This is a genomic window from Pseudocitrobacter corydidari (assembly GCF_021172065.1).
GTDB classification, from domain to species: Bacteria; Pseudomonadota; Gammaproteobacteria; order Enterobacterales; family Enterobacteriaceae; genus Pseudocitrobacter; species Pseudocitrobacter corydidari.
In genome coordinates this window covers 2,733,087-2,758,000 of the sequence record NZ_CP087880.1, presented here as the reverse complement: position 1 = coordinate 2,758,000, position 24,914 = coordinate 2,733,087, and the positions used below count along the sequence as shown (strand labels likewise).

Sequence of the window (24,914 nt, the reverse complement as noted above, 5' to 3'; positions counted from 1 at the left end):
CGCTATAGCCCCTGCACGCTGGACGTCAACGTCCCGACAATCAGCGTCCAGCCGTCGCAAAGAACGAACAGCATCAGCTTGAAGGGGAGCGATACGATAAGCGGGGAGAGCATCATCATGCCCATTGCCATCAGTACGCTGGCGACGATTAAATCAATGACCAGGAAAGGGATGTAAATCATAAAGCCAATCTGGAATGCGGTTTTCAGCTCGCTCAACAGGTACGCTGGCGTGACAACGGTTAAATCCTGCTCGCGGGCATCGCCCTCTACACCCGCGATACTCATCATTTGCGCCATCGCTTTATTGTTGGTTTGTGCCAGCATGTATTTTTTCAGCGGTGCTTCCGCTTTGGCTAATGCTTGCTTTAAGGTGATTTCATCGTTCTGAAAGGGGGTGATCGCATCGTTATAGATAGTCGTCCAGACCGGGCGCATGACCAGCAGCGTCAGGGCCAGGGCGATACCGGTCAGGATTTTGTTAGGTGGACTCTGTTGCAAACCCAGCGCCTGACGCAAAATCGCCAGCACGATAATAAAACGGGTAAAACAGGTCATCATCAGCACCATGATCGGCAACAGACCGAGCAGGGTCATCAGGATCAGAATTTCAATTTTAACATTGTAATCCTGGCCCGCGGCGGTGGTGGTGGTGCTGAAAAGGGTAACATCGCCATTTGCCGCCAGCGCAGGGTGGGCAAACAGCAAACCCAGGAGCAGCAACAGCGCGATGCCGCCTCTGTAAAACGGCTGATTCATCGCGTCAACTCACCAAGCTCTTTGGCGTTAAACTCGATAATCCGCAGCCCATATTTATCATTCAGTACAACCACTTCCGCTTTGCCAAACAGAATTCCATTGACCTTGATGTCCAGCGGTTCACCGGCCATTTTGTCCAGCTCAATAACGGAATCACTGTTTACCGTCATCAATTCTGCCAGTGAAATATCGACAGAGGCGACCTCCAGCGTCAGTGTCACCGGAATACGGCGGAACAGCGCCATTTTTCGCATATCCGTCATTGGCGCATTGCGGGTTTCTGACTGTAAATCGAGGCGAATATTGCCTTCTACAGTCTCTTCCTGCGGCATATCGCTGAGGTTTAAATCGTCCAGATCGAGAGATTGACTCAGATCGTGTTGCACATCACTCATAGTGTTTCTCGGTGGTTTTGTCATAGATATCGCACAAGAACAACTTGCTGCGATCTTCTGCAATAGAAGCTTCAAAAATCTGTTCTTTGCCGATAAATACCGGTAAAGGCTCGTTAATGGCGATGGGAATGACGTCGCCGGGTTTGATGTCGGCAATTTGCGCGACGGTCAGATTCAGGCTGGCCAGGCGACCATTCAGTTTCAGCGGCAGCGTATCAAACAGACGCTCGATTTGAGCCGGGCTAAGGGGGGCGCTTGGCGCACTGTTCTGGCTGGTGTCCGGGGAACGCAGGGACGCCAGCATCTGATCGACATGGCGATGGTCGAGCAGCACAGTAAAGCTGCCGTGGTCATAACCTTCGAGCGTAAAGGTGATGCACCACGACCATTGACTGATCAGCGTCGAATAATCGACTTTAATATCGAGGTCTTCGCCAAACGTCTCTTTGCTGATAACCAGTGACGTTAATTCCAGCCCGAGTTTACTTTTCAGACGCTCCTCGGTTTTGGTCACCGGCAGTGTGTCATCCGGGACAACATGATTACTGTCTTTGCTCAACCCATAATAATCATGAAGGATATTAAGCAGTAAAATACGGTCGATAACAAATGCAATATTCCCGTATGGAGTAGAGAATATTTGCGCATTTTTATAGTTTTGATCTATCGCAAAGGTCATCGATTTTAATGCGGCATTAACGCGAAGCTTCTTCAGAAAATAAATACTCAGCCGCGCATCAAGAATGTCAAAGCTGTCATTCATCAACTTGGGCAGTTTATGCCATGGGCGACCAAGTTTGCTGATCTCCGGTTTAACGAGATCGGGCAAATCATCGTACTGATGGATTCTGATTCGCGGTGAAACTGGGTACATGGCTATTCCGGCTTAACGATAATGATAAAATGAGTGATAGCACATTTTTACAACTCATCGCGCTATCTACAAAAAATATCCCTGGAAGCGTTTGAGTTTTTTAAATCTCGTGTCGCTCTGCTACAACATCGGGGACCTTCGCGGAGCGAAGACTCATACGCCTTTCATCAGGGGGAATGATTAGACAATTACAGGCCTTTATTTGCAAGTGGCTATGGGTTATTAATCCATTATTTATCTGCGTTTAACACGATTAATATTTTTTGCAACTTATTGATTTTCATGAATTAATGTTTTAATACCCATTAAAAATAAGACAATTCGTAGAACCTCGTTATACTGCGCGCACTTTCCTGAATTAAGTCTATTTAAGAAAGTATAACAAACTACTTATTTTTATTAACATTTCGTTTTGTTCTATTTTATCACGTGTGGGGTAATGTTCTTTCACGGTGTGTTTAATAAAAGTTGAGTAGTGTCTTTTCTACTATTTGTTTTTTGTTGGTGCGCCTTATGAGCATTATCATTGATCGTGAAGAACGCAATGAAAACGGCTTTATTGCCGTTTCTTCAGCCAGTGTTAACGTTATGGCGTTAGCACGCCGTGTTGCTAACTATAATGTTTCGGTTCTCATTACAGGTGAAACAGGTACGGGGAAAGAGTGTGTTGCAAAATACATTCATGAACATGCCTGTGGTAACGATGCACCTTATGTTGGTGTTAACTGTGCAGCGATTCCCGAAAGTATGCTGGAAGCAATTTTATTCGGCTACGAAAAAGGTGCATTTACCGGTGCCGTTGCAAGCGTTGCCGGTAAATTCGAACAGGCGAATGGTGGAACACTTCTGCTGGATGAAATTGGTGATATGCCGCTGGCGCTTCAGGCGAAATTGCTGCGCGTATTACAGGAGCAGGAAGTTGAACGCCTGGGCAGCCATAAACGTATTCCGCTGGATATCCGTTTGATTGCATCCACCAATAAAGATTTGCAACTGGAAATCGCCGAAGGGCGTTTTCGTCAGGATCTCTTTTACCGTATTTCGGTTGTGCCGATTCCTATCACGCCGCTGCGTGAGCGTAAGCAGGATATTTTGCCGCTGGCCCAGCGCTTCATTGCCAAATACCGCGCCTTTCACCGTGGCAATTTGCGTCTGAGTGATGATGCCCGCACCGCTCTGCTGGGCTACGACTGGCCGGGTAATGTGCGTGAACTGGAGAATGTTATTCAGCGCGGCATGATTTTGAGCAATGGTGAAGAGATTAGTGCCGCCGATTTTGGCCTGGTCGCTCGCGTCATGCTGCCTGAAACGCCCGCTATTGACATGATGCCTGCTTATCGCGAGCAGGAGAGCAGCGGCGCATCCGCCATTCGCGATGTGAAGCTGCATGGTCGCCTCGCAGAATATCAGTACATCATCGACCTGCTGAAGCGCCACAAAGGTAACAAATCAAAAACCGCTGAATTTTTAGGGATCACCCCGCGGGCTTTACGCTACCGCCTCGCCTCGATGCGCGATGAAGGTATTGATCTTGAGTGTTACTCCTGAAGCCAGGAAAGGATTGAGTTATGGATGTAGTAAGTGCGACAGGTGTGAATTCAACGCAGCTTGAAATACTGAGCCGCATGCAGCAGACCGCTGCCGTCGCTTCTGCCGGCTCGGTGGATGCACAAGCGGCAATTCAACCAGCCAGTACAGCGTTTGCGGCCACTGAACGCCTCTCTTTTGGTCAGGTGCTGAACAACGCCATTAATAATGTTGATGCTGTTCAACATAGCGCTGGCGCAAAACAGAAGGCGATTGAAATGGGTCAGAGCGACGATTTAGCCGGTGCGATGATCGAAAGTCAGAAAGCCAGTGTCGCTTTCTCGGCCATGATGCAGGTGCGCAACAAGCTCACCAGCGCTCTGGACGAAGTGATGAATACTCCGCTCTAAGGTTTTAATCGTGTTAAACAAGATCAAATCTCGTCTTCCCGCTGTCGCACTGCCTTCGGGTCTGAACAAAGCCCAATTACTGGCCATCGTCGGCGGCGTGGTGCTGGCGCTCGCCATTGTCCTCTCCTTATGGAACCGCAATCAGGGCTATGTGGCGCTTTACGGTTCGCAGGAGAATCTGCCAGTAGCGCAGGTCGTTGAAGTACTGGGCGCAGAAACCATTCCATACCGTATTAATCCTGATAATGGCCAGATTCTGGTCAGCGAAAATAAACTTTCCCAGGCCCGCATGGCGCTGGCGGCAAAAGGCATCAGTGCTGTCACGCCCGATGGCTATGAGCTGATGGATAAAGAAGAGATGCTGGGTAGCAGCCAGTTTATCCAGAATGTGCGCTACAAACGCAGCATGGAAGGGGAACTGGCAAAAAGCATCATGGCACTGGACACGGTAGAAAATGCCCGCGTCCACCTGGGGATCAGCGAAGCCAGTTCCTTTGTGCTGGCCAATAAACCCGGCAGCAGTGCTTCGGTAATGGTGCAGTTACGCTATGGAAAACAGCTTGATGAACAACAGGTTGGGTCTATCGTTCAACTGGTTTCAGGCAGTGTGCCGGGTATGCTTCCTGCTAACGTTCGGGTGGTTGATCAGGCCGGTAATCTGCTGTCGGCAGGCATCGAAGGGCCGGATGGCTCCCTGGCCGGTAATCGTGCCGGTAACGATGCAGTGCAGCGTATTCGCGCAGATACGAGCCAGAATATCGCCAGCCTGCTGACCTCACTGGTTGGCACCGGAAACTTCCGTATCAGCGTTGCTCCCGATGTCAATTTGAGCCGCGTCGAAGAGACGCAGGAGCGGCTGGGGAAAGATCCCCGTATCAGCGATGAACAGGTGAGCCAGGAGAACACCACCAACGAAATGGCTTTTGGGATTCCGGGTTCGCTGAGTAATCGCCCGGTTAACCAGGCCCCGCAGGCTGCGGCTAATCAGGCCGCGGGTGCCCAGCCTAATGCGGGCACGTCCACCACGGCCGATCCCCGTTCGCTCTCAACGCGTAGCCAGGAACAGCGTAAATACGCCTTCGATCGTGATATTCGCCATATTCGTCACCCGGCGTACAAACTGGAAAAACTGAACGTCGCTGTGGCGCTGAATCAAACCGCTCCCGCTCTGGCGAAGATAACGCCAGAACAACTGGCTGCGATGACGCGCCTGGTGGAGAGCGCCGCCGGGATTGAAAAAACACGCGGTGATGTCCTGACTCTGGACGTACTGGCCTTTACCACACCCGAAAGTGAAGTGATGCCTGAACTGAAATGGTGGCAGGATCCATCGATGCAGTACTGGGGACAGAACGGCGGCATTGGCCTGCTGGCCCTGTTAACACTGCTGTTTGGCGTGCGTCCGTTGGCACAGCGTTTTGGGCGCCCGGAACGCGTGGCTATCGAAAGCGAAATCGAACAAGAACCTGCTTTGCTGTCCGGTGAGATGGTAACGACGGAAGACGGTCTGGCAACCGGGTTGCCGAAAGTGAGCTTCCAGAACAATGACGATCACCTGCCGCCGCAGAGTTCCGGTCTGGAAACGAAAGTGGAATATCTCCAGGTGCTGGCGCAGAGCGAAACCGAGCGCGTAGCAGATGTACTGAAACAATGGATCAACAGCAATGAGCGAAGCAACAGTAAGTCGGAATGATAACGCCAGTGCAGGGCGCAGCCGTCTGGAGCAGGCGGCTATCCTGCTGCTGAGCGTCGGCGAAGAAGCAGCCGCGCTGGTGATGAAAAAGATGGATCGTGAAGAGGTGATTTTACTGAGCGAAACCATGGCGCGACTACATGACGTTAAAGTGAATCAGGCGCGTCAGGCGATGAATAACTTCTTCTCTGACTATCGCGAGCAGAGCGGCATTAATGGTGCCTCCCGCACCTACCTGCGCAGTATTCTGGAAAAAGCGCTGGGGGGAGAAATTGCCCGTAGCGTGATTAACGGCATTTATGGTGATGAAATCCGCTATCGCATGGCGCGTCTGCAATGGGTCGATACACCCCAACTGGCGGCGCTTATCGATCAGGAACACTTACAGCTTCAGGCTGTTTTCCTCGCGTTTCTGCCACCAGATATTGCCGCCAGCGTGCTCAACGTGCTGCCGGGTGAACGCCAGGATGAGATTATCTACCGCATTGCGCGGCTGGATGACATTAACCGGGATGTGATCGATGAACTCGATCGCCTGATTGATCGCGGGGTTGCCGTGCTTTCCGAGCATGGTTCAAAAGTGATCGGCATTAAACATGCCGCCAACATCGTTAACCGTATTCCGAGCAACCAGCAACTGCTGCTGGATCAACTGCGCGAACGTGATGAGAAGGTGGTGGACGATCTGAAAGACGAGATGTACGAGTTCTACATTCTTAGTCGCCAGACACCGGCGACGCTCCAGCATCTGATGGATGAAATCCCGCTTGAAGACTGGGCTGTGGCGCTGAAGGGAACCGAGCCGGTGCTGCGTCAGGCTATCTTTAACGTCATGCCAAAACGTCAGGTCACGCTACTGCAAAGTACCACGGCGCGACTGGGGCCAGTGCCCGTCAGCCGTATTGAACAGGTACGTAAAGAGATTATGCAAGTGGTGCGCCAGCTCGCCGAAGAGGGCGAAATTCAGGTGCAACTCTTTGCCGAGCAGACGGTGGAATAAAAGATGTTTAAACGCCGTAACCTTCCGCTGGATGCACTCACTTCCCGCCGTCAGGCGGTAGTCAAACCGCGCCTGCATAAATTCCCGCCGTTGCGTAAACGCTGGATGCCTGGAAGCGCGCAGCCTGAAGAAGAAGGCACGCACGTGCTCGATCCGGCTGAATATCAGCAACAAATGAAAGAGGGATTCCAGGACGGTTTGAACCAGGGCTTTGCCCAGGGTATGTCGGAAGGGAAAGAAGAGGGCTACCAGGAAGGCGTGCGTCTGGGGTTCGATGAAGGAATGCGCAAAGGGCTGATAGAAGGTAAACAACAGGCCCGCCAGCAGTTTATGGATGCAGCCGCGCCGTTTGAGCGTATCACCGCAGAAGTGCAGGGCTATCTGGAACGCTATGAACAGCGCCGTCGGGAAGAGCTGCTGCAACTGGTTGAGAAAGTCACCCGTCAGGTGATTCGCTGTGAACTGGCCCTGCATCCTACACAGCTACTGGCGTTGGTCGAAGAGGCTCTGACCAGCCTGCCACAGCCGCCGGAACAGGTACGTGTGCTGCTGAATGCAGAAGAATTCCAGCGTATCAGCGAAGCGGAACCAGAGAAAGCGCGTGAGTGGGGGCTGGCCGCCGATGCCGCGCTGGAGCCGGGGGAGTGCCGTGTCGTGACCGATACCACTGAAATGGACGTCGGCTGTCAGCACCGTCTTGATCAGTGTGTCGAGGTGTTGAAAGATAATCTGCTATCGGAATCACCGAATGAGCAGTCTTGATTTTGAACAGGCTTTAAAGTCGATAGAGCATATAGACCTCGCGCGCGTTGCCGGTCGACTGGTCCGTGTTAACGGTATTCTGCTCGAGTGTGTCGGCTGCCGACTGGCTGTTGGCCAGCTCTGCCATGTGGAAGGCGTGGATGGCGAAATAATGGAAGCCCAGGTGGTTGGCTTCGATCGTGAAGTGACCTTTCTGATGCCCTTCAAACAGCCTTCCGGTCTGATGGCCGGTGCGCGCGTGTTTCCTGCCGGAAAAAGCGAAGGCGTCATGATTGGCGATCAATGGCTGGGCCGTGTGGTCAACGGGCTCGGCGAGCCTATTGACGATAAAGGTAAACTCGGAGGCGACACGCTTCTGGCGCAGCAACTTCCGCAAATTCATCCCTTAAAACGTCAGCCGGTGGATGCGCCTCTTGATGTTGGCGTGCGTGCAATTAATGGCTTGCTGACGATCGGTAAAGGCCAGCGTGTTGGGCTGATGGCGGGCAGTGGTGTGGGCAAAAGCGTACTGCTGGGGATGATCACCCGCTATACCCAGGCTGAAGTGGTGGTCGTGGGGCTGATTGGCGAACGTGGTCGCGAGGTCAAAGAGTTTATTGAAAACTCGCTGAAAGCCGAAGGGCTGGCGAAATCTGTCATTGTCGCAGCTCCCGCCGATGAGTCGCCGCTGATGCGCATGAAAGCCACCGAACTGTGTCACTCCATTGCCAGTTACTACCGCGATAAAGGCAAGGATGTGTTGCTGCTGGTGGACTCCCTGACGCGCTACGCCATGGCGCAGCGTGAAATCGCACTCTCGCTGGGTGAACCGCCTGCCACCAAAGGCTATCCGCCTTCGGCTTTTGGCATGATCCCAAGGCTTGTGGAAAGTGCGGGCAACAGTGAAAGCACAGGGTCAATGACCGCAATCTATACGGTACTGGCGGAAGGTGACGATCAGCAGGACCCAATCGTTGACTGCGCCCGTGCCGTGTTGGACGGACATATCGTGCTCTCGCGCCACCTGGCGGAAGCCGGGCATTACCCGGCCATTGATATCGGCCAGTCGATCAGCCGCTGTATGAGTCAAATCACGCCGCGTGAACATCAGCTTGCCGCCCGCACGCTTAAACAACTTTATGCTGAATATCAAAATATTAAACCGCTGATACCGTTGGGTGGGTACGTCGCGGGCGCAGATGCGCTGGCCGACAGAGCCGTGCGTTTGTCCCCCGCGATCAATCAATTTTTACAACAGGAAGTGCAGGATCCCGCGCCGATTACCGCCGTTGTTGGCGATCTGTGCACTCTGGCACAGGCAGGATAAGGTTGAACGATGAGTAAACTGATATCAACGCTTGAACATCTTCATCTGCTCCGTAGCCGTAAAGTTGAGGATCTCAGCACAAAGCTGGCTTCACAGAATCAGGTCTGCCAGCGTTTTGAGAAAAACATTACCACGCTGACCTCGCTTGCGACCGGGCTGGCGACTCCTCAGAGCGGGAGTGCGGTAATGATGTTTAATCAGTCGAAATACAAACATAACATTCAACGCGTGATCGACTGGCAGAAACAGGAACAGGCGCTGGCCCAACTGGAAGCGCAAAAATTACAGGGCAACCTGCTGTCAGAATCACGGCGAGAGAAAAGCCTGGAGCAGGTTCTGGACGCAAAGCGCGCCGATCGCCAGACAGCACAAATTCGCCATGAACAGAAAACCACCGATTCCCTTTCCGCTCAGTGCTGGCTGCGTCAGCAACGCGTTTTACGACAACGATAAGAACCATGACTACCGCAAAAACTCCCCCGCGAGCAACCACGCTCATGGACACATTGATGAAACGCCAGCAGGCACTGTCGCCGCAGCGTACACCGTTTGTCAGCGTGGTTTGCCCAACATATAACCGCCGTGAATTTTTGCCTTATCTGCTTTATATCTGGCAATACCAGGACTATCCGGCGGATAAACGCGAGCTGGTGATCCTCGATGATTCACCGACCAGCAATGCCGACCTGATTGCGATGATGATCGATCCCGCTCAGCCTAATGTCCGCTATATTCACAGCAAAGAGCGGCTGGTATTGGGGAAAAAACGTAACATGCTCAATGATCTCGCGAAAGGCGAGTACATTCTCTGCTTCGACGACGACGATTATTATCCACCGCAAAAGATCTCCCATCAGGTGGCGCAACTGCAGGCACACAATGCGCAGTTCTCCGGCACTGACCAGCTCTATATCTGGTACAGCCATCTGAATAAAATTTATCTCACCCATGCGTTTGGTCGAAACCATGCTCTGAATGGCACCTTTGGTTTTCACCGCAATTTCCTGAAAAAACATCGCTATGACGATACGGCGACGCGGGCAGAAGAATCTGCTTTTCTGGATGGCTTCAAAACCCCGGTGCATCAGATAGACCCGAAGCAATCCATGCTGTGCATTTCGCACAGCCATAATACCTACGACAAAGATTTTGTGATGAGCAGTTCCACCCCGGTGGATCTGACGCTTGAAGATTTTGTCAGCGACCCGAATCTGCTGGCGCACTATCACCGTCTGAGCAATGCTCCGGTGAACACGCAGGTGAACTGGTCAGTGTTTGAGAAGATCGCCGTGCTGTTTGATGACAACGACTCCGCGACGCTTCAGGCACGCTGTGAAGCGTTGCTGGCGTTTGGCATCTGTGCCGAACAGCTCTGGCTGGTGATGAAACAGGATGTGGAGCTAAAAACCCACTGCCAGGTGCTGGAAAAGGCGCAAAAACAGGGCTGGGGTAATGTGCTGATCCTGGATGCCGACATTCAGTTTGTGAAAAAAGAGAACACGATTCTTTATGTCAACAAACTGCTCAATGGGCTGGAGAACATTGACTGGCAAGGGCTGACCCTTGGTGCTCGCTATGAAAACTTTACCCCGACGAAATCTATGCACGGTGTCGCGCGTATTTTCAATGCGGGTTGCGGCTGCGCCTATGCCGTCAACGCGCCCTATTACGCCGAGCTGTTAAGCGCTTACCAACAGGGGCTGGAACAGGATGCGAGCCTTGATCGCAGCTGGGCGGCGGTAATGAACCGCGGCGACGTGTGGCTGGGTTTTAGCCCCGGCTTCGCCTTTTTACACCACCACCCGGACCCAAAAAGCGGTGAGGTTGTGGACTGCACGCACTGGTTTTTCCGTAAACACCGCTAAACAGATGACGCCCCTGAGAGAGCACGATGGAACCGATCGAACATTATCAACCTGAATATGTAAAACGCTTTGCGGCGCGGGATACCGCCTGCACTTGCCTGGCATGCCGTAACGCGCGTCAGGGTTTCCCCTTTGTCAGTATCAAACTGAAGAATCAGCAGCGGGAAAGCCTGAATATCGCCTGTGAAACAGCGGCGCGCGAAGCATTGCTTAACCCGGAAGCCTTTGTGCTGCACACATCGCACAAACCCGTTGAGGGTGAAACCCTGCTTTCAGCGTGGCACAAAACGTTGAATCAGCAATGCATTAATCTGGCTATTCACCCGTCGCTGTCGCTGGAAGAGCGTCTTTATGCGATGGGTGTGTTGTTAAGTAAAGCACAGCAGTATCACGACAACGGCACGAAGGACCCGGTGCAACTGGTGTCGATAGGGGAACAGCTTTCTGGGCTGGCGGATCAGGGCGTGCTGGCGCAACAATTTGCGCTACTGCCTACCATTGTCGAAAACCAACTGGCGGCGCTGAAAGAGATGGGCGCAATCCGCCTGAATCTGGATCTGCCGATGGCGGGGAAAATGGCGATGGCTTTGAAACTGAGTGAGCTGGCGATAATGTCGCCATCACGCCTCGCGGAGCATCATCAGGCGCTGAATGCACAATGGCAGGCGATGGCGTTGTTTAATGAACAGCCGTGGATACTGAATAACGCCGTGATTTATCAGCTCTATCACACCGTATTTCCAGGGTTTGACGGTGATAATTATGGCGAGACTTTCCTGCGTCTGACGCGTTATGTGTTCCGCATCAAAATGATTTGTGCGTTGTACGGTGAACTCACCCCAGACACGGTGGCTATGCTGGTAAGTGCGCTGGAGGAGTGGATGCAGCAGGATCCTTTACCGGCTAAACGTCAGAACTCGGCGGATTACAACCTGCTGTGTGGGCTATCGTTACTGTAGGAGTCGTCCTCTCCCGTCGGGAGAGGACTTCACTTTTTCCATCATCCCTGCTGATACAGCCAGTTCTCCGGCTCACTCGCATTTAGCATATTCAGCAAAATCTCCTGCTGCATACTCATCAGCGAACCATTGTATTCATTGGCGGATAAACAGTGGGCGGCCTGCTGTTGCAGTTCCTGCCACAGCGTTGATACTGACGTGCGGTGAGAGGCGGGAAGACGGGAAATCAGCGACAGCATTCCTTCCGCTGTCGCCGGAATAGCGAGCTGATGTAACAGGCGGTAGCGCTGTTGGCTGTTTGCGGAAAGCTGTTGATAGCGTTCCATCACCTGTATATTCAATGCATCCAGTTCGACGGCGCGGCGGGCGATAATGTGTTCGCGCTGTGCTTCAAGCAGTTCGGTCAGGGCATGATAGTGCTGGCGATCTGCAGCCATGCCCTGAATCAGGGTTTTAACGCTTTGGGCAGCGTTAGTCATAATTACCTCTGGAAATATTTCTGCATCGACTCGGTTAACGAATCGAGATTAATGGCGATTTTGCCGCTGCTGATGGCATCTTTCATCTCCGCCACGCGTGCCATATCAACGTCCGGCAGGGCGGCCAGTTGAGACTGCGCATTGCCAAGCACCGGATCAACAGCGGCACTGCGTTCAATTTTATTGCCTTCCTGCGCGACAGTACGGGTCTGCTCGGTGGCGCTGGCTTTGTTGATGGCGCTTGCCAGGTTGTATTGAGTTGCTGCTACTTTCATCGCTACGCTCTCTTTTTCATTTTTTGGAATGGGTTGCTGACGAATCCTGCCTGGCGGAAGAGAGGCTTCCGATGCCCTCACTGAGTAAGAGCGGCCAGTTGTCAGGCAAACTTAAACCTCCTTTGCCTTTTTTTAGCGTCCGCTGGCGTAGATCATTTTTACTACGCCACTTTCAGTAACAATGGCGCTCACAATGCGTGCACTGCTCTCATTTTTCACTTTGATCACTTCCCCTTTACGCCCTTTTTTCATGGCTTCGCCCAGGGTGCGTGCTTCCACGCCGCCCTGCTCGGCAATCATCATGACGCGCTGACCGCGTTCAACCAGCACCGGCGATTCCAGTTGCGTCAGGGCGATGGCCTGACGCTCACGGACGCGACGTTTCACTGTCAGCCCCATCACATCGTCCGGGTTGGTCAGATAGTTGCCGCGCAGATTGCTGATGTTGAGTTTTTTTATCGATACGTCATCAGGGGAGAGAAGATGCCCGCGCTCCAGCGTATTTTGCGCAACCACCACCGGAAGATAGATATCCGGTTTCACCGTCACAGCGATGTCCCAGGGTTGTGGCCCGTCACAGCGGACATCCACGCGAAGGCGGTTGAGATCGAGGCGCTCGCCATCGGGAAACGATACGGCAGGCGCGCGCGCGCAGGAGGCTAACTGTGAGACCTCTGAAGGAATAAACAGATTCATCTCCGCCTGATAACCCGGCCACTGACGGCGTTTTGCTTCCTGAGCGATAACGTTCGCTGCATGACGCTGAACGGCGACATGAATCTGCTTACGGGCGGTTGGCCGGGTATCGCTGGCAGTCGTCGAAGCGGCAAACACCAGGAGGAAAGGCAAGAAGCCAAAGCGGAAGTAACGCTTCACACCAGGCAAAGAATTATTAATAAAAGCGTTGTGAATCATGATGTTAAAACCTTGGCACGGATTTTGCTAATAGGGTGAGCAGATCAGTGCAGGTTTAGCATCACGAGGGCGTGAATTGTGAGTATTACTTTTGACAGAGCATTGGGCGTACATCCACAGGCTGTAGCACTTCGACTTTCCCGAGCAGAGTTGCTTGCAGCCAATCTTGCCAATGTCGATACCCCCAACTTCCAGGCTAAAGATATTGATTTTGCCTCAGAGATGCAACGTTCATCGCGGAGTTTTTCACAATCGACAACGCCGCAGGAGATGTATCGCGTGCCTTATCAGCCCGCGTCTGACGGTAACACCGTATCGTTGAACGTTGAGCAGGCAGAGTTTGCCAAAAACACCCAGGACTATCAGATGAGCCTGGCGTTTTTAAATATGAAGTTCACGGGCCTGAAGCAGGCCATTGAAGGTAAGTAACCCTACGCAGGTAATCACGGATTATGGCTTTTACCGATATTTATCGCGTTTCGGGGTCGGCGATGACGGCGCAAACCGTTCGACTGAATACCATCGCCAGTAACCTCGCAAACGCAGAAACCGCGGCAGCAACCGAAGAGGGGGTTTATAAAGCCCGCCGCCCGGTGTTCGCCGCGATTTACAAAAATGATGAGCTCATGAACAGTCGCGCTCTGACTGGTGCAAGCGTGCAGGTAATGGACGTGGTGGAAAGTGGTGAAGCCGTTGAGCGCTACGAACCCTATAACCCGCTGGCCAATGACAACGGTTATGTCTACTACCCGGGTGTCAACGTGGTGGAAGAGATGGCCGACATGATGTCGGCATCGCGCAGTTTTGAAACCAACGTTGAAGTTCTCAACAGTGTGAAAAGCATGCAGCAAAGCCTGCTGCGACTTGGAGAAGCTTAAGCATGAACGTCGATAACACGACCCGTAACGCTCAGTCGACCTCTTACGACAGTAGCGTTGCCAGCAACAGTAGCACCGCTTCGGGCATGAATACGCTCTTTATGCAACTGCTGGTGGCGCAGATCCAAAACCAGGACCCGCTCAACCCGACCGATGGCACAGAGTATGTCAGCCAACTGGCGCAGCTCACCCAGGTGCAGTCAATGGAAACCATGTCGCAGTTGATGGCGAACAGTTCAGTGCTGATGGACAACCTGCAAACCCTGACCACCGGTAATTTGGTGGGCCAGCATGTCATGGTGCAGGCCGATTCCATCAACAGCGACGGTGAAACAGTGATTGACGGACGTCTGACGCTGGAACACGCCGCAGGCGTGGTGACGGTGATAGTGAAAGATTCAGCGGGTGTTGAGCACAAAATTGAGCTGGGCAAACAGGATGCCGGTCAGGTGGATTTCACCATCGACCCGGCAGAAATGGGGCTGAGTGAAGGGAAATATACCCTGAGCGTGGTGACCGATACCGGCGAAGAGGCCGTGCCGATTGAGGTTGGCGGCACAGTCACTAACGTGCGTATCCCGCTCGACGGTAGCTCTACCGTACTGAACATCAACGGCATTGGCGACATTGCTTACAACAACATTACGCAGTTTGGAACAACCTCGAAAAACAGCGCCTGAGGCGGGTTAACGAGATGACGAAACAGGAACTTTTATGAGCTTTAATATTGCCACTACCGGCCTCAATGCCGTAACTGAACAACTTAACGCGATCTCCAACAATATCGCCAACTCCGGGACCGTCGGATTTAAATCGGGCCGCGCCGAGTTTTCCGCGCTCTATGCTGAAAGCCAGCCGCTGGGCGTCGGTGTTTCCGGCGTCACCCAGAGCATTACCAAAGGCGGAAGTATTGCTTCCACCGGCAATGCGCTTGACCTGGCAATTAACGGTAACGGTTTCTTTGTGGTTCGCGACAGTGCAGGCACGACGGCTTACAGCCGTGCGGGCTATTTTGGTACTGACAGCAGCGGCAATCTTATCAATAACCTGGGCATGTATTTGCAGGGCTATCCTGTCGATGCCAACGGCCAGCTTCAGGTCGGTACCGTGGGTAATCTGACCATCAGTAGCGGTTCTATCCCGGCGAAAGCGACGGACAGCCTCGACTTTACCGCCAACCTTGATGCTAATGCCGACGTACCGGAAAACGACACGTTTGATCCGAAAGACAATACGTCCTACAACAACAGCTACACCACCCAGATCTTTGACTCTCTGGGCCGTGAACATACGCTGAACCAATATTTCGTGAAGAAAGGCGATAATACCTGGGAAGTGCATTACTACATGGACGACAGCGAAATCCCGAACAGCACCCAGGAGATGACCTTCTCCGAACAGGGCGTGCTCACCAAACCGACCAACCTGACCTCCCTGAATATTGATATTCCCGGCGCGGCGGGCTTGTCTATCGATCTGAGCTACAACGGCACGACACAGTATGGTTCCGACTTCTCCGTCAGCAAAAACCAGGGCAGCGGGTACGCATCCGGCGAACGTACCGGGCAGGCGATTGATTCTGACGGCAGCGTTTACGCCACCTTCTCCAACGGTGAGCGCATGTTACAAGGGCAACTGGTACTGGCAGACTTCGCCAACGCTAACGGCCTTCAGTCTCAGGATGGTACGACCTGGACACAAACTGCCAGCTCTGGCGCACCGTTGACGGGCGCTCCGGGCACCGGCCTGCTGGGTTCTATCACCGCGGGTGCACTGGAGCAGTCGAACGTGGATCTGACCTCTGAACTGGTTGGGCTGATGACCGCGCAGCGTAACTATCAGGCGAACACTAAAGTCATCAGCACCAATGACAGCATGATGAACGCACTCTTCCAGGCGGTGTAATGGATCGTTTGATTTATACCGCAGTCAGCGGCGCATCCCGCACGCTGTCGCAGCAGGAGATCCACGCGAACAACCTGGCGAACGTTAACACTCAGGGATTTCGTGGCGATCTCGAGCGCGCGATGACGCAGCAGGTGAGTGGCGAAGGTTACGCCTCTCGCTACATGACGCAACCGGCTCAGGGCGGCGTGGATATGACGCCGGGAACGGTGCGTGATACCGGGCGCAGCCTCGATCTGGCGATCAAGGGTAATGGGTTGATCGCGCTGAGTCAGGGCAATCGTGAAGTCTATACCCGTAACGGGCAAATTGACGTCAATGCCGACGGTGAATTGTCGATCAACGGGCTGCCGGTTGAGGGCGATAACGGGCCGATTATTCTGCCGCCGTTCTCTTCCATCAGTATCGGTGAAGATGGCGTGATCACCATTGTGCCTGATGATGGTGACATCACAGCCCCCGTGGATATCGATCGCGTCAAACTGGTCAATGTCGCGGCGAATGAACTCAGCAAAAACGCGGATGGATTTCTGGTGACCAACGCGGCGGTGAATCCACGTGATGAAGATGTGGTAGTGGCCGCCGGTCATCTGGAGAGTGCCAACGTTTCGGCTATTGATGAGATGGTTTCCAGCATTGCACTGAACCGCCAGTTTGAAGCGCAGATCAAAATGATGAAGGCCGCAGAAGACCTCGCGACGGCGGGCAACCGCCTGATCCGTGGCTCCTGATAATAAGAGAAGGTAGAGAGATGAATCCCGCATTGTGGATCAGTAAAACCGGTCTGGCGGCGCAGGACGCCAAAATGACCGCGATTTCCAACAACCTGGCGAACGTGAACACCACCGGGTTTAAGCGCGATCGCGCGATGTTTGCCGATCTGTTTTATCAGAATCAGCGCACGCCGGGTGGCCAGCTGGATCAGAACAACGTTGCACCGACCGGTATTCAGTACGGAACCGGGGTGAAGATTGTCGGCACACAAAAAGAGTTCACCGTCGGCAGTATTCAAAATACCGAGCAGGCACTGGATGTGGCGATCACCGGGCAGGGATTCTTTCAGGTTGAAATGCCCAATGGTGATATTGGCTATACCCGTGCTGGTAATTTCCAGAAAACGCCGGATGGCGTTCTGACCAATGCCGCCGGATTACCGCTGGTTCCGCAGATTGAACTGCCGGAAAACGTGAAAGATCTGCAAATCGGTAAAGACGGCACCATCACTGCGACCGTTGCCGGCGAGACCGATCCGGTTGAACTGGGTCAGTTGACACTGGTGAACTTTGTCAATCCGGCCGGACTGGAAGCGATCGGTGGCAACCTTTATCGCGAAACCGCCGCCAGCGGTGAGGCGGTGGAAGGTGTGCCTGGCGAAGAGGCGTTTGGTCAACTGGAGCAGGGGTCGCTTGAAGGCTCCAACGTGCAGGTCGTCGAAGAGATGGTGGATATGATCACCGTTCAGCGCGCATATGAGATGAACGCCAAAATGGTCTCTGCCGCCGATGACATGCTGAAGTTTGTCACCCAGTCGATGTAATCGACCGGGCCGTAAAGTGAAAGCGTAATGAAAAAGCAGTTAGTAATCGGTTTGCTGGCACTGTTTTTGTCGGGCTGTGAAAGCCCGGCGTTGCTGGTGAAAAAAGACGATGCGGCCTATGCGCCGCCTGAAGATATCGTGATGCCTGAAACACAGGTGCGCGGCGGTGGTTTATATAACAGTGGCTATAACTGGTCGCTGATTCAGGATCGCCGTGCCTACCGCGTGGGCGATATTCTGACCGTTAAACTCGATGAGTCCACGCAGGCCAGTAAGCAGGCGAAGACCAACTTCGGCAAAAAGAATGATGTGTCGCTCGGTATTCCGGAAGCGTTCGGGCACTCGGTAGATAAACTCTCGGCATCTATCGACGGAAACCGTAACTTCAACGGTAATGCCACCTCACAGCAGCAAAACAGCCTGCGCGGTGCGATTACTGTTGCGGTCTACAAGGTGCTGCCGAATGGCATTCTGGCGATACGCGGTGAAAAGTGGCTGACCCTAAACCAGGGTGATGAATATATGCGGGTTACGGGGCTGGTACGCGCCGATGATGTTGAGCGCGACAACTCTGTTTCTTCCCAGCGTATCGCCAACGCCCGTATCTCTTATGCGGGTCGCGGTGCGCTGAGTGATGCGAACTCCGCGGGCTGGTTGACGCGCTTCTTTAACCACCCGCTGTTCCCGATTTAATGGAGTCCGTGATGCGTAAACTGGCACTTTTTATTCTGCTTGTCTGGAGTCTGGGCGCAACGGCTCAGCGTCTGGGTGACGTGGTGGATATTCAGGGCGTGCGTGGCAACCAGCTTGTGGGCTACAGCCTGGTTGTGGGCCTCGACGGAACCGGTGATAAAAACCAGGTTAAATTCACCAGCCAGTCGGTGACCAATATGCTGCGCCAGTTTGGTGTGCAACTCCCGACGAAAATCGATCCGAAGGTGAAAAACGTCGCGGCAGTGGCAATCAGCGCCACTCTTCCACCGGGCTATGCGCGTGGGCAGAGCATTGATGTGACCGTTTCCTCCATTGGGGATGCGAAAAGTCTGCGCGGCGGCACGCTGTTGTTGACACAGTTGCGCGGTGCGGACGGTGAAGTATATGCGCTGGCGCAGGGCAACGTGGTCGTGGGCGGCATGAAAGCGGAGGGCAACAGCGGCTCCAGCGTGACCATCAACACTCCGACCGTTGGCCGTGTACCGAATGGCGGTTCCGTCGAGCGTGAAGTGCCGAGCGATTTTCAGCAGGAACCGATGGTGATGTTAAACCTGAAACGACCCAGCTTTAAAACCGCCAATAGCGTCGCGGTTGCTCTGAATAGTGCGTTTGGTTCAGGTACGGCTACTGCACAGAGCGCCACCAATGTTGCCGTTCGCGCACCGATGAGCGCGGGCGATCGCGTGGCGTTTATGTCCACGCTTGAAGATGTGCAAATTAATGCCGGTAAACAGCCGCCTCGTGTAGTGTTCAACGCCCGTACCGGTACGGTTGTCATCGGCGATGGTGTGGTAGTGCGTGCAGCGGCGGTTTCTCACGGTAACCTGACCGTGACTATCCGTGAATCGTCTAACGTCAGCCAGCCTGGCGCATTCAGCCAGGGGCAAACCGTAGTGACGCCTGAAAGCGACGTTAACGTCAACCGGGGCAACGGTCAAATGGTGATGATTTCTGCGGGGACAAATCTGCGCAGTATTGTTAACACCATCAACAGTTTAGGCGCAGCCCCGGACGACACAATGGCCATCCTTCAGGCACTGCATGAAGCCGGTGCACTCGACGCAGAACTGGTGGTTATCTGATGCTGAATCCTGTTAATCGCCAAACGTCCATTCTGCCGGGTGATCTCACCGGGCAGGTGAAACCGCAAAATCTTGAACAGGCCGCAGAGCAGTTCGAAGCATTGATGCTGCGCTCGATGATGTCGCAGATGCGTAAGGCCGCTGACGTGCTGGGGGAAGATAACCCGTTTAACAGCAAGCAGCAGCGCATGATGCGCGATTTTTACGACGACAAGCTGGCCTCAGAGCTGGCATCACAACGCAGTACCGGTATTGCGCAGATGATTATCGACCAGCTTTCACCTCAGCTGAGCATGCCGCTTAAGGATGCGGGACAACTGGCCGCTTTAAAAGAGCAGCCCAACGAACTGAAAACGCCCGTTGTCCCGGTGATGCGCGAACAGGAGTAACCCATGAGTATGATTAATATTGCTTACAGCGGCTTGCAGGCCGCACAGGTAGGCATGAACGTAACATCGATGAACATCGCCAACATGCTGGTGGGCGGCTACAGCCGTCAGGGCTCGGTGCAAAGCTCCATCGGGCCGATGGGGGAAGCCGGGTTGACGCCGGGCAGCGGCGTACAGGTAGACAGCATTCGCCGTATCTCCAGCCAGTATCTGGTGAATCAGGTCTGGCAGACCAACACCAAAGCGAACTATTTCTCAACGGAAAACCAGTACATCACTTCGCTTGAAAAGGTGGTTGGCACCGATACCACAAGCCTGGGCAATGGTCTGGATGAGTTTGTTAACGCCCTGAGTGCCCTGACCCAGACACCGGAATCGCCGGCATTACGCCAGCAATTGATCAACCAGGCGGGGTCACTGGCGACACGTTTTAACAGCGTGAATAACTTTATTAGCAGCCAGAAAGAGTCGATTAACACGCAGCGTAGCGCGATGGTTGATCAGATTAATACCCTGAGCGGTAACATCGCCGACTACAACAAAAAAATCGCCGATATGGAATCAACGGGCGGAAATGCCAGTGTCCTTCGCGACCAGCGTGATGAGCTGGTAAAAACACTCAGTTCGATGGCTGACGTTAAGGTCAGTGAAGATAAGTCCGGTAGCTTTACGGTTTCCCTGACCAATGGTCAACCATTAGTCAGCGGTAAAACAGCCGGGCAATTGAGCGTAGGGCAGGATGCAAACGGTGACACGACGTTGATGCTGAAATTCTCCACCAGTGAATTTTCACTCAACCCGTCTACCGGCGGTCAACTGGGGGCTCTGTACGATTATGAAACCGGCACGCTGCAGGAGATGAAAGACGCCGTGCAGGGGATGGCAAAGGCTGTGGCAGACCTCTTCAATGAGCAACTGGAGAAGGGCTACGACCTGAACGGCAATCAGGGTAAGCCTCTCTTTACCTTCGATCCCACCAACCCGGCAGGAATGTTGCAGGTGAATGATGTCAAACCCGAAGAGATAGCACTTTCTGCGGTTAAGGGCGAACCCGGCAACAGTGACAACCTGACGGCACTGATTGAGCTTAAAAATCAGAAAACAGATATTCCCGGTTTAGGCAACATGAGTCTGAACGAGGGCGCGGCGGCTATTATCTCGACGATAGGTATCGCCAGCAAACAGAGCACCACGGAAATGGAAGCCGCGGTTGCGGTGAGCGAACAGGCGCAAAATCAACGCGATAACCTGAGTGCGGTAAACCAGGATGAGGAGGCGATAAACCTTCAGATCTATATGCAGGCTTATCAGGCCAACATGAAGGTTATCTCCACCGGCAACCAGATTTTCACCGATCTGATGAGTCTGTTTTAAGCGCTTAAGGAAAAGGTAAATTATGCGTATCAGTAGTCTCTACAATTCAAATGCCATGCTATCGCAGATGGGTACGAACAGCACCCGGCTGACCAAGCTGATGGAACAGATGTCTACGCTCAAGCGTATCAATGTGCCGTCAGACGATCCGGTGGCGGCCAGCCGCCTGGTGCAGCTTAACCGCGAGCAGTCAGCGATCACCCAATATCAGAGCAATATTACAAGCCTCAGCGGTGCGCTCTCGATTCAGGAGTCGAACGTCAATGCGCTCAGTAATCAGTTGCTCTCTTTGAATGACAAGCTGTTATCAGCCAACAACAGTTCTCACAGTCAGAAAGATATGGCGGGCTACGGCGCGGAAATTGCTTCCATGCTCGACTCGCTGGTGGCGACGATGAACGCCAAAAATGAGAACGGCAGCTATCTTTTTTCCGGCACGAAAACCGACAGCAAACCTGTCACGCTGGATGAGAATGGCCAATACGTTTATGGCGGTAACGACAGTACCCGTGAAACCATTGTTGCGAACGGTGTGACCATTACGGAAAATACCGCCATTGCGCACGCGTTTTCTGATTCAGGTAATGACCTGGAGATGCTGAATAAGCTCAAAGAACTGAGCGAAAAGATGCAGGATCCGAACGCCAGTTTCGCTGATTACAAAGACGATATTGACGCGATGCTGGGATCGGTACAGAACTCACGCGATGACGTTGCAAGCCTGTTTACCGACCTCGGTGGACGTCAGAACCGCCTGACATTGCTGGGGGATGCGCATACGGATGTGAGCCTGGCTAATCAGCAACTGGTCAGCGATCTGGCTGACACCGATCAGGTGACCACGTCCGTTAACCTGCAGCTTTATATGCAGTCGGTACAGATCACCAATAAGGCTTACAGCATGGTAAGTCAGCTTAACCTCTTCAGTATGTTGTAATCGCTATGCAAGTGGGTTTAAAAACACCATCCCTGACCACGTCCGCGTCCCCGGCTACCGGGCGCGGAACCCTCGAGGCACCGCAAACAGTCTCTCGCGTTCGCGCACCTGAGGCGTCGACACCACGCAGTACATTTCCGGAATCGGCGCTGCTGTCGCGCCGTCCCATGCGCTACAACGTCCAGCTTAATCAGCAACTCACGGCAGTTCAGCAGGCAGACAGCTATCTGGCGCGCACGGAGACGCAGTTGTTACAGCTTCGGCAATCCTTCCAGCGCGGTGATGCCTCCGCGCAGGTGAATGCACTGCAAAAGCACCTTACGCAGCGAACTCAGCTTTCCGGCGGCACGATCGATCGCCATCTGAATGCCTCACTGGAGCAAAAAAGCACGGTCAGTTTTACGCTGCCGGGCAGTGAAAAGCTGTTGAATAATCCGGATGGCGAGACGCTGGTGTTCTCACTGGGAGGACGTCAGCGGGAAATGAGCGCCGTATCGCTTCCGGCTGATGCCTCGCCGCGTCAGATTCTGACGCAACTGAATGTCGGCCTTGGGCGTTTAGGCATTCATGCGCGCCAGAGCGGGGGCGGGCAACTGCTGTTCAGTGTGGATGAAAGCCGGTGGGAGCGTGTCACCGGGCAACTCACCGTGCGCGGTGAGGGCAGAAGCTATCCAGCCGATGCCTTCACGCTGCTGTCGCCGCAGGCGGAAAGCGCCAGTAGCGATGAGATGCTGGCGCTGACCACAGGCCGCGAAAGAGAAGGGGCGGTGAAGCTGCAACATACCCTGGAGCACATCACCAGCCAGCGTAGCCGTCTGCGTCAGCAGCAGGATCGCGTGGCCACGCGCATTGATGATATGGCAACAGTGTACAACCCGCAGCAGGCGTTAGAAACCGCGCGGGGGCTAGGTGAAGCGCTGGCGAACAGTGCGAAAAGATTTGCCACGTTGTCGCAGGCGCTTGGTGCGCAGGCGAATGTGCGACTGGCAACAGTAAAGAATTTACTGGGATAAAGGGCGACACTGTGCTTAACCGGTATTCTCTGCGAAAGAGAATACCGGGCGACGATGCGCCTACTTCCGTAATGGATATAAAAAGATAGCCCCGCTTTCTCCTACCACCAACGGCTGATTGTTCAGCGACAACGGTTCCATCCAGAACGTCGTGTGCATCAGTTGATCGACCAGACTGTCAATCATCAGCGTTTTTTGTGTCTTACTGTAGTACACCGGCGTCAGATAATAGTAGATCTTCCCGTCGCGTTTTTTTGCGGGCGTAAACGTACCTTTCAGCACAAAACGGTTATCGTTTGGGCTGATGATAGTGGTCAGGATCGTGCCGTGTGTCGTCTTCAGGTGCGCGTCGTAAATCTCTTTACTCTGCGATTTGAGGTCGTAAAACCCCATCTGGAACGTTCCTTCAACGTCAGCCCCGCGTTTTATGGCGGAGGACGTGAGTGTTTTCCAGACCAGGGGCGAGATAGCCACCAGAATAATGGCCAGGCTGAGCAGGAGATTAATTCTCTGTACAGGTAGCCATTTCATCCAGTTTTCTCCGGGTTTCACGCAGTATCAGGTTGTTAAGCTGGGTCGGGTCAAGACGCCAGTGGTAAATCGCCATCACCAGTTGTCGCTTATCACAAGGACTGGTAAGCGCGAAGGTGTAGTTCAGCACGAAATTTTTGTTACTGAAGTAGACCGTCATCGACACGGATTGCATTTTAATCTGCTGATTTAATGCGTAGAGTGAGTCTTTCAGCTTGCTGTAAAGATTATCCGCGCTGTAGGACAGTTCGCCCGATGGCTCAATCGCATAGATATGAATATTGCTGTAAACGTTAGGCTGAACCTCTTTCGCCGTCAGATGGTCGTTGTCCTGGCGTTTCACCAGCCACCAGGTCAACATGGCGCTGCATACCATCGCCAGGACAACAATCAGTACAAATGTTGTGCGATTGATACGGGCCACCGGGAGGGAGACAACCAGGGGCGTTGTTTCTGGTGTCGCAAAAACAGGAGCCAGCGTCTCAGGGCGTAATTCCGGAACATTTTCTTCTGGCGTGCTGATTTCTGCCTCAGATTCAGATGAGGCATCAGGCGACTCGCTGACTTCACTTTCTTCTTTTTCAATAACGCGGCAATATTCCGGCTCCAGCAAATACCCCTTTTTAGGTACGGTTTTGATAATTCTTTGCTGTTTACCGTCATCTTCCAGCGCAGTACGTAACGCATGGATAGCATTAGGGAGACTGTTATTGCCAATTACACGTCGTTCCCATACCAGGGTTGTCAATTCTTCACGAGTGAAGATTCTTCCTGCATCCTGCATCAGAATATCCAGCAATTTTAGCTGGTATTCGCCAAGGCGCTTCCTTTCTCCGGTTGTTAAATGGAGGAGAGATCCCGACGGAAGATCAATCAGCCAGTTATTTACAGAGCAGTAGCGTTTATTCATCGGTTATTTGATGGCGGTGACCATTCCCATTCAAGCAATAATTGATGTCATAAATTACGGTTGGATGCTTTGTTATTTAATTGTTACAGCAAACTGATGTTTACAAACAATTGCCGTATATACAAGAAGCAGAAAAGGAATAAGCGATTCGTTACGAACAGGTGTGCACATACTTTGAACAATAACGGAAGGTTTACTCACTTCCTCCTGTCCGGGCATGAAGGAACAATCTTTTCCCGGCGCTCTTTTTACGCGATAAAAGTGCGACGCGCAACACCTTAAATAGCAAAAAATCTCGCCGCTGATTAAGATATTTGAGTAAAAGTTAATCCGAATAGTTAAAAGATATTAATGTTAAATATGGCGGTGGTGATGTAACGCGAATGTTTTATTAAAAAATCTTTACCCTACGGAAGAGTAGGGTTT

29 protein-coding genes are annotated in these 24,914 nt (G+C 52.9%); 21 read left to right on the top strand and 8 right to left on the bottom strand.

The window, feature by feature from the left end; translation table 11 throughout:
- Nucleotides 1-2: 2 nt before the first annotated feature.
- The 3 genes from fliP to G163CM_RS12815 are packed head-to-tail and all read right to left on the bottom strand — an operon-like array spanning nt 3 to nt 2,027.
- Nucleotides 3-758: a flagellar type III secretion system pore protein FliP gene (fliP, locus tag G163CM_RS12825; protein ID WP_231825227.1), complete on the bottom strand. Its 756-nt coding sequence runs from the start codon at nt 756-758 to the stop codon at nt 3-5.
- Nucleotides 755-1,153 (bottom strand): flagellar motor switch protein FliN, encoded by a 399-nt coding sequence (gene fliN / locus G163CM_RS12820; RefSeq protein ID WP_231825226.1) that lies wholly within the window; start codon nt 1,151-1,153, stop codon nt 755-757. Before fliN ends, fliP begins: the two co-directional genes overlap by 4 nt.
- Nucleotides 1,146-2,027: a FliM/FliN family flagellar motor switch protein gene (locus G163CM_RS12815; RefSeq protein ID WP_231825225.1), complete on the bottom strand. Its 882-nt coding sequence runs from the start codon at nt 2,025-2,027 to the stop codon at nt 1,146-1,148. Before G163CM_RS12815 ends, fliN begins: the two co-directional genes overlap by 8 nt.
- 513 nt (nt 2,028-2,540) lie before the next feature.
- Between G163CM_RS12815 and G163CM_RS12810 the strand changes: the two genes are divergently transcribed.
- Genes G163CM_RS12810 through G163CM_RS12770 form a run of 9 tightly spaced genes read left to right on the top strand, consistent with a single transcriptional unit; the run spans nt 2,541 to nt 11,549 of the window.
- Entirely contained in the window at nt 2,541-3,575 is a 1,035-nt protein-coding gene (locus tag G163CM_RS12810; RefSeq protein ID WP_231825224.1) for a sigma-54 interaction domain-containing protein, read from the top strand.
- 20 nt (nt 3,576-3,595) lie between these two features.
- The gene (gene fliE / locus G163CM_RS12805) at nt 3,596-3,964 is read left to right on the top strand and encodes a flagellar hook-basal body complex protein FliE (protein ID WP_231825223.1); all 369 of its coding nucleotides are present in this window, start codon (nt 3,596-3,598) and stop codon (nt 3,962-3,964) included.
- Between the two features lie 10 nt (nt 3,965-3,974).
- On the top strand, nt 3,975-5,657 hold the full coding sequence (gene fliF, locus G163CM_RS12800; RefSeq protein ID WP_231825222.1) for a flagellar basal-body MS-ring/collar protein FliF: 1,683 nt from the start codon (nt 3,975-3,977) through the stop codon (nt 5,655-5,657).
- The gene (locus tag G163CM_RS12795; RefSeq protein ID WP_231825221.1) at nt 5,629-6,657 is read left to right on the top strand and encodes a flagellar motor switch protein FliG; all 1,029 of its coding nucleotides are present in this window, start codon (nt 5,629-5,631) and stop codon (nt 6,655-6,657) included. The genes fliF and G163CM_RS12795 overlap by 29 nt, the downstream gene beginning before the upstream one ends.
- A 3-nt stretch (nt 6,658-6,660) precedes the next feature.
- Complete coding sequence (gene fliH / locus G163CM_RS12790; RefSeq protein ID WP_231825220.1) at nt 6,661-7,419, top strand: flagellar assembly protein FliH; 759 nt, start codon at nt 6,661-6,663, stop codon at nt 7,417-7,419.
- Nucleotides 7,406-8,725, top strand: coding sequence for a flagellar protein export ATPase FliI (fliI, locus tag G163CM_RS12785; RefSeq protein WP_231825219.1), 1,320 nt, complete (start codon nt 7,406-7,408; stop codon nt 8,723-8,725). Before fliH ends, fliI begins: the two co-directional genes overlap by 14 nt.
- Before the next feature lie 9 nt (nt 8,726-8,734).
- Nucleotides 8,735-9,178 carry a flagellar export protein FliJ gene (gene fliJ, locus G163CM_RS12780; RefSeq protein WP_231825218.1) on the top strand — a complete coding sequence of 148 codons (444 nt, stop codon included), beginning with the start codon at nt 8,735-8,737 and terminating at the stop codon, nt 9,176-9,178.
- A gap of 56 nt (nt 9,179-9,234) precedes the next feature.
- Complete coding sequence (locus G163CM_RS12775; RefSeq protein ID WP_231825217.1) at nt 9,235-10,590, top strand: glycosyltransferase family 2 protein; 1,356 nt, start codon at nt 9,235-9,237, stop codon at nt 10,588-10,590.
- 26 nt (nt 10,591-10,616) lie between these two features.
- On the top strand, nt 10,617-11,549 hold the full coding sequence (locus G163CM_RS12770; RefSeq protein WP_231825216.1) for a hypothetical protein: 933 nt from the start codon (nt 10,617-10,619) through the stop codon (nt 11,547-11,549).
- A 41-nt stretch (nt 11,550-11,590) separates the two neighbouring features.
- Here G163CM_RS12770 and flgN read toward each other — a convergent pair whose 3' ends face one another.
- The 3 genes from flgN to flgA form a co-directional block, all read right to left on the bottom strand.
- Nucleotides 11,591-12,028 carry a flagellar protein FlgN gene (flgN, locus tag G163CM_RS12765; protein ID WP_231825215.1) on the bottom strand — a complete coding sequence of 146 codons (438 nt, stop codon included), beginning with the start codon at nt 12,026-12,028 and terminating at the stop codon, nt 11,591-11,593.
- A 2-nt stretch (nt 12,029-12,030) separates the two neighbouring features.
- Complete coding sequence (gene flgM / locus G163CM_RS12760) at nt 12,031-12,303, bottom strand: flagellar biosynthesis anti-sigma factor FlgM (RefSeq protein ID WP_231825214.1); 273 nt, start codon at nt 12,301-12,303, stop codon at nt 12,031-12,033.
- 132 nt (nt 12,304-12,435) lie between these two features.
- On the bottom strand, nt 12,436-13,218 hold the full coding sequence (gene flgA / locus G163CM_RS12755) for a flagellar basal body P-ring formation chaperone FlgA (RefSeq protein WP_231825213.1): 783 nt from the start codon (nt 13,216-13,218) through the stop codon (nt 12,436-12,438).
- Between the two features lie 78 nt (nt 13,219-13,296).
- Between flgA and flgB the strand changes: the two genes are divergently transcribed.
- Genes flgB through G163CM_RS12695 form a run of 12 tightly spaced genes read left to right on the top strand, consistent with a single transcriptional unit; the run spans nt 13,297 to nt 23,047 of the window.
- Nucleotides 13,297-13,647: a flagellar basal body rod protein FlgB gene (gene flgB, locus G163CM_RS12750; protein WP_231825212.1), complete on the top strand. Its 351-nt coding sequence runs from the start codon at nt 13,297-13,299 to the stop codon at nt 13,645-13,647.
- 23 nt (nt 13,648-13,670) lie between these two features.
- The gene (flgC, locus tag G163CM_RS12745; protein ID WP_231825211.1) at nt 13,671-14,096 is read left to right on the top strand and encodes a flagellar basal body rod protein FlgC; all 426 of its coding nucleotides are present in this window, start codon (nt 13,671-13,673) and stop codon (nt 14,094-14,096) included.
- A gap of 2 nt (nt 14,097-14,098) precedes the next feature.
- The gene (gene flgD, locus G163CM_RS12740) at nt 14,099-14,776 is read left to right on the top strand and encodes a flagellar hook assembly protein FlgD (RefSeq protein ID WP_231825210.1); all 678 of its coding nucleotides are present in this window, start codon (nt 14,099-14,101) and stop codon (nt 14,774-14,776) included.
- 34 nt (nt 14,777-14,810) lie between these two features.
- Entirely contained in the window at nt 14,811-16,001 is a 1,191-nt protein-coding gene (flgE, locus tag G163CM_RS12735) for a flagellar hook protein FlgE (protein WP_231825209.1), read from the top strand.
- On the top strand, nt 16,001-16,732 hold the full coding sequence (locus G163CM_RS12730; protein WP_231825208.1) for a flagellar basal body rod protein FlgF: 732 nt from the start codon (nt 16,001-16,003) through the stop codon (nt 16,730-16,732). Before flgE ends, G163CM_RS12730 begins: the two co-directional genes overlap by 1 nt.
- Before the next feature lie 20 nt (nt 16,733-16,752).
- Entirely contained in the window at nt 16,753-17,538 is a 786-nt protein-coding gene (gene flgG, locus G163CM_RS12725; RefSeq protein ID WP_231825207.1) for a flagellar basal-body rod protein FlgG, read from the top strand.
- A gap of 27 nt (nt 17,539-17,565) precedes the next feature.
- On the top strand, nt 17,566-18,231 hold the full coding sequence (gene flgH, locus G163CM_RS12720; RefSeq protein ID WP_231825206.1) for a flagellar basal body L-ring protein FlgH: 666 nt from the start codon (nt 17,566-17,568) through the stop codon (nt 18,229-18,231).
- On the top strand, nt 18,231-19,334 hold the full coding sequence (locus tag G163CM_RS12715; protein WP_420851082.1) for a flagellar basal body P-ring protein FlgI: 1,104 nt from the start codon (nt 18,231-18,233) through the stop codon (nt 19,332-19,334). Before flgH ends, G163CM_RS12715 begins: the two co-directional genes overlap by 1 nt.
- On the top strand, nt 19,334-19,723 hold the full coding sequence (locus G163CM_RS12710) for a rod-binding protein (protein WP_231825204.1): 390 nt from the start codon (nt 19,334-19,336) through the stop codon (nt 19,721-19,723). The genes G163CM_RS12715 and G163CM_RS12710 overlap by 1 nt, the downstream gene beginning before the upstream one ends.
- Nucleotides 19,724-19,726: 3 nt before the next feature.
- Complete coding sequence (gene flgK / locus G163CM_RS12705) at nt 19,727-21,097, top strand: flagellar hook-associated protein FlgK (protein WP_231825203.1); 1,371 nt, start codon at nt 19,727-19,729, stop codon at nt 21,095-21,097.
- A 22-nt stretch (nt 21,098-21,119) separates the two neighbouring features.
- Entirely contained in the window at nt 21,120-22,034 is a 915-nt protein-coding gene (gene flgL, locus G163CM_RS12700) for a flagellar hook-associated protein FlgL (RefSeq protein ID WP_231825202.1), read from the top strand.
- Nucleotides 22,035-22,039: 5 nt separating this feature from the next.
- Complete coding sequence (locus tag G163CM_RS12695) at nt 22,040-23,047, top strand: hypothetical protein (protein ID WP_231825201.1); 1,008 nt, start codon at nt 22,040-22,042, stop codon at nt 23,045-23,047.
- Nucleotides 23,048-23,107: 60 nt separating this feature from the next.
- On the opposite strand, the gene G163CM_RS12690 is transcribed toward G163CM_RS12695, so the two are convergent.
- A complete protein-coding gene (locus tag G163CM_RS12690; protein WP_231825200.1) occupies nt 23,108-23,578 on the bottom strand; it encodes a hypothetical protein in 471 nt (156 codons plus the stop codon).
- Nucleotides 23,550-24,362, bottom strand: a complete 813-nt coding sequence (locus G163CM_RS12685; protein WP_231825199.1) for a winged helix-turn-helix domain-containing protein — start codon at nt 24,360-24,362, stop codon at nt 23,550-23,552. The genes G163CM_RS12690 and G163CM_RS12685 overlap by 29 nt, the downstream gene beginning before the upstream one ends.
- Nucleotides 24,363-24,914 lie beyond the last annotated feature (552 nt).

Excerpts from the sequence above, each read along its gene's own strand:
- flgM (WP_231825214.1), bottom strand. The coding sequence starts at position 12,303 with ATGAAAGTAGCAGCAACTCAATACAACCTGGCAAGCGCCATCAACAAA.
- G163CM_RS12715 (WP_420851082.1), top strand. The coding sequence starts at position 18,231 with ATGGAGTCCGTGATGCGTAAACTGGCACTTTTTATTCTGCTTGTCTGG.
- G163CM_RS12730 (WP_231825208.1), top strand. The coding sequence starts at position 16,001 with ATGGATCGTTTGATTTATACCGCAGTCAGCGGCGCATCCCGCACGCTG.
- G163CM_RS12770 (WP_231825216.1), top strand. The coding sequence starts at position 10,617 with ATGGAACCGATCGAACATTATCAACCTGAATATGTAAAACGCTTTGCG.
- G163CM_RS12815 (WP_231825225.1), bottom strand. The coding sequence starts at position 2,027 with ATGTACCCAGTTTCACCGCGAATCAGAATCCATCAGTACGATGATTTG.
- G163CM_RS12695 (WP_231825201.1), top strand. The coding sequence starts at position 22,040 with ATGCAAGTGGGTTTAAAAACACCATCCCTGACCACGTCCGCGTCCCCG.
- flgE (WP_231825209.1), top strand. The coding sequence starts at position 14,811 with ATGAGCTTTAATATTGCCACTACCGGCCTCAATGCCGTAACTGAACAA.
- flgH (WP_231825206.1), top strand. The coding sequence starts at position 17,566 with ATGAAAAAGCAGTTAGTAATCGGTTTGCTGGCACTGTTTTTGTCGGGC.
- G163CM_RS12685 (WP_231825199.1), bottom strand. The coding sequence starts at position 24,362 with ATGCAGGATGCAGGAAGAATCTTCACTCGTGAAGAATTGACAACCCTG.
- G163CM_RS12810 (WP_231825224.1), top strand. The coding sequence starts at position 2,541 with ATGAGCATTATCATTGATCGTGAAGAACGCAATGAAAACGGCTTTATT.
- fliE (WP_231825223.1), top strand. The coding sequence starts at position 3,596 with ATGGATGTAGTAAGTGCGACAGGTGTGAATTCAACGCAGCTTGAAATA.
- G163CM_RS12775 (WP_231825217.1), top strand. The coding sequence starts at position 9,235 with ATGAAACGCCAGCAGGCACTGTCGCCGCAGCGTACACCGTTTGTCAGC.
- flgN (WP_231825215.1), bottom strand. The coding sequence starts at position 12,028 with ATGACTAACGCTGCCCAAAGCGTTAAAACCCTGATTCAGGGCATGGCT.
- G163CM_RS12710 (WP_231825204.1), top strand. The coding sequence starts at position 19,334 with ATGCTGAATCCTGTTAATCGCCAAACGTCCATTCTGCCGGGTGATCTC.
- fliH (WP_231825220.1), top strand. The coding sequence starts at position 6,661 with ATGTTTAAACGCCGTAACCTTCCGCTGGATGCACTCACTTCCCGCCGT.
- flgD (WP_231825210.1), top strand. The coding sequence starts at position 14,099 with ATGAACGTCGATAACACGACCCGTAACGCTCAGTCGACCTCTTACGAC.
- flgG (WP_231825207.1), top strand. The coding sequence starts at position 16,753 with ATGAATCCCGCATTGTGGATCAGTAAAACCGGTCTGGCGGCGCAGGAC.
- flgL (WP_231825202.1), top strand. The coding sequence starts at position 21,120 with ATGCGTATCAGTAGTCTCTACAATTCAAATGCCATGCTATCGCAGATG.
- flgK (WP_231825203.1), top strand. The coding sequence starts at position 19,727 with ATGAGTATGATTAATATTGCTTACAGCGGCTTGCAGGCCGCACAGGTA.
- G163CM_RS12795 (WP_231825221.1), top strand. The coding sequence starts at position 5,629 with ATGAGCGAAGCAACAGTAAGTCGGAATGATAACGCCAGTGCAGGGCGC.
- fliI (WP_231825219.1), top strand. The coding sequence starts at position 7,406 with ATGAGCAGTCTTGATTTTGAACAGGCTTTAAAGTCGATAGAGCATATA.
- G163CM_RS12690 (WP_231825200.1), bottom strand. The coding sequence starts at position 23,578 with ATGAAATGGCTACCTGTACAGAGAATTAATCTCCTGCTCAGCCTGGCC.
- fliJ (WP_231825218.1), top strand. The coding sequence starts at position 8,735 with ATGAGTAAACTGATATCAACGCTTGAACATCTTCATCTGCTCCGTAGC.
- fliP (WP_231825227.1), bottom strand. The coding sequence starts at position 758 with ATGAATCAGCCGTTTTACAGAGGCGGCATCGCGCTGTTGCTGCTCCTG.
- flgA (WP_231825213.1), bottom strand. The coding sequence starts at position 13,218 with ATGATTCACAACGCTTTTATTAATAATTCTTTGCCTGGTGTGAAGCGT.
- fliN (WP_231825226.1), bottom strand. The coding sequence starts at position 1,153 with ATGAGTGATGTGCAACACGATCTGAGTCAATCTCTCGATCTGGACGAT.
- flgC (WP_231825211.1), top strand. The coding sequence starts at position 13,671 with ATGGCTTTTACCGATATTTATCGCGTTTCGGGGTCGGCGATGACGGCG.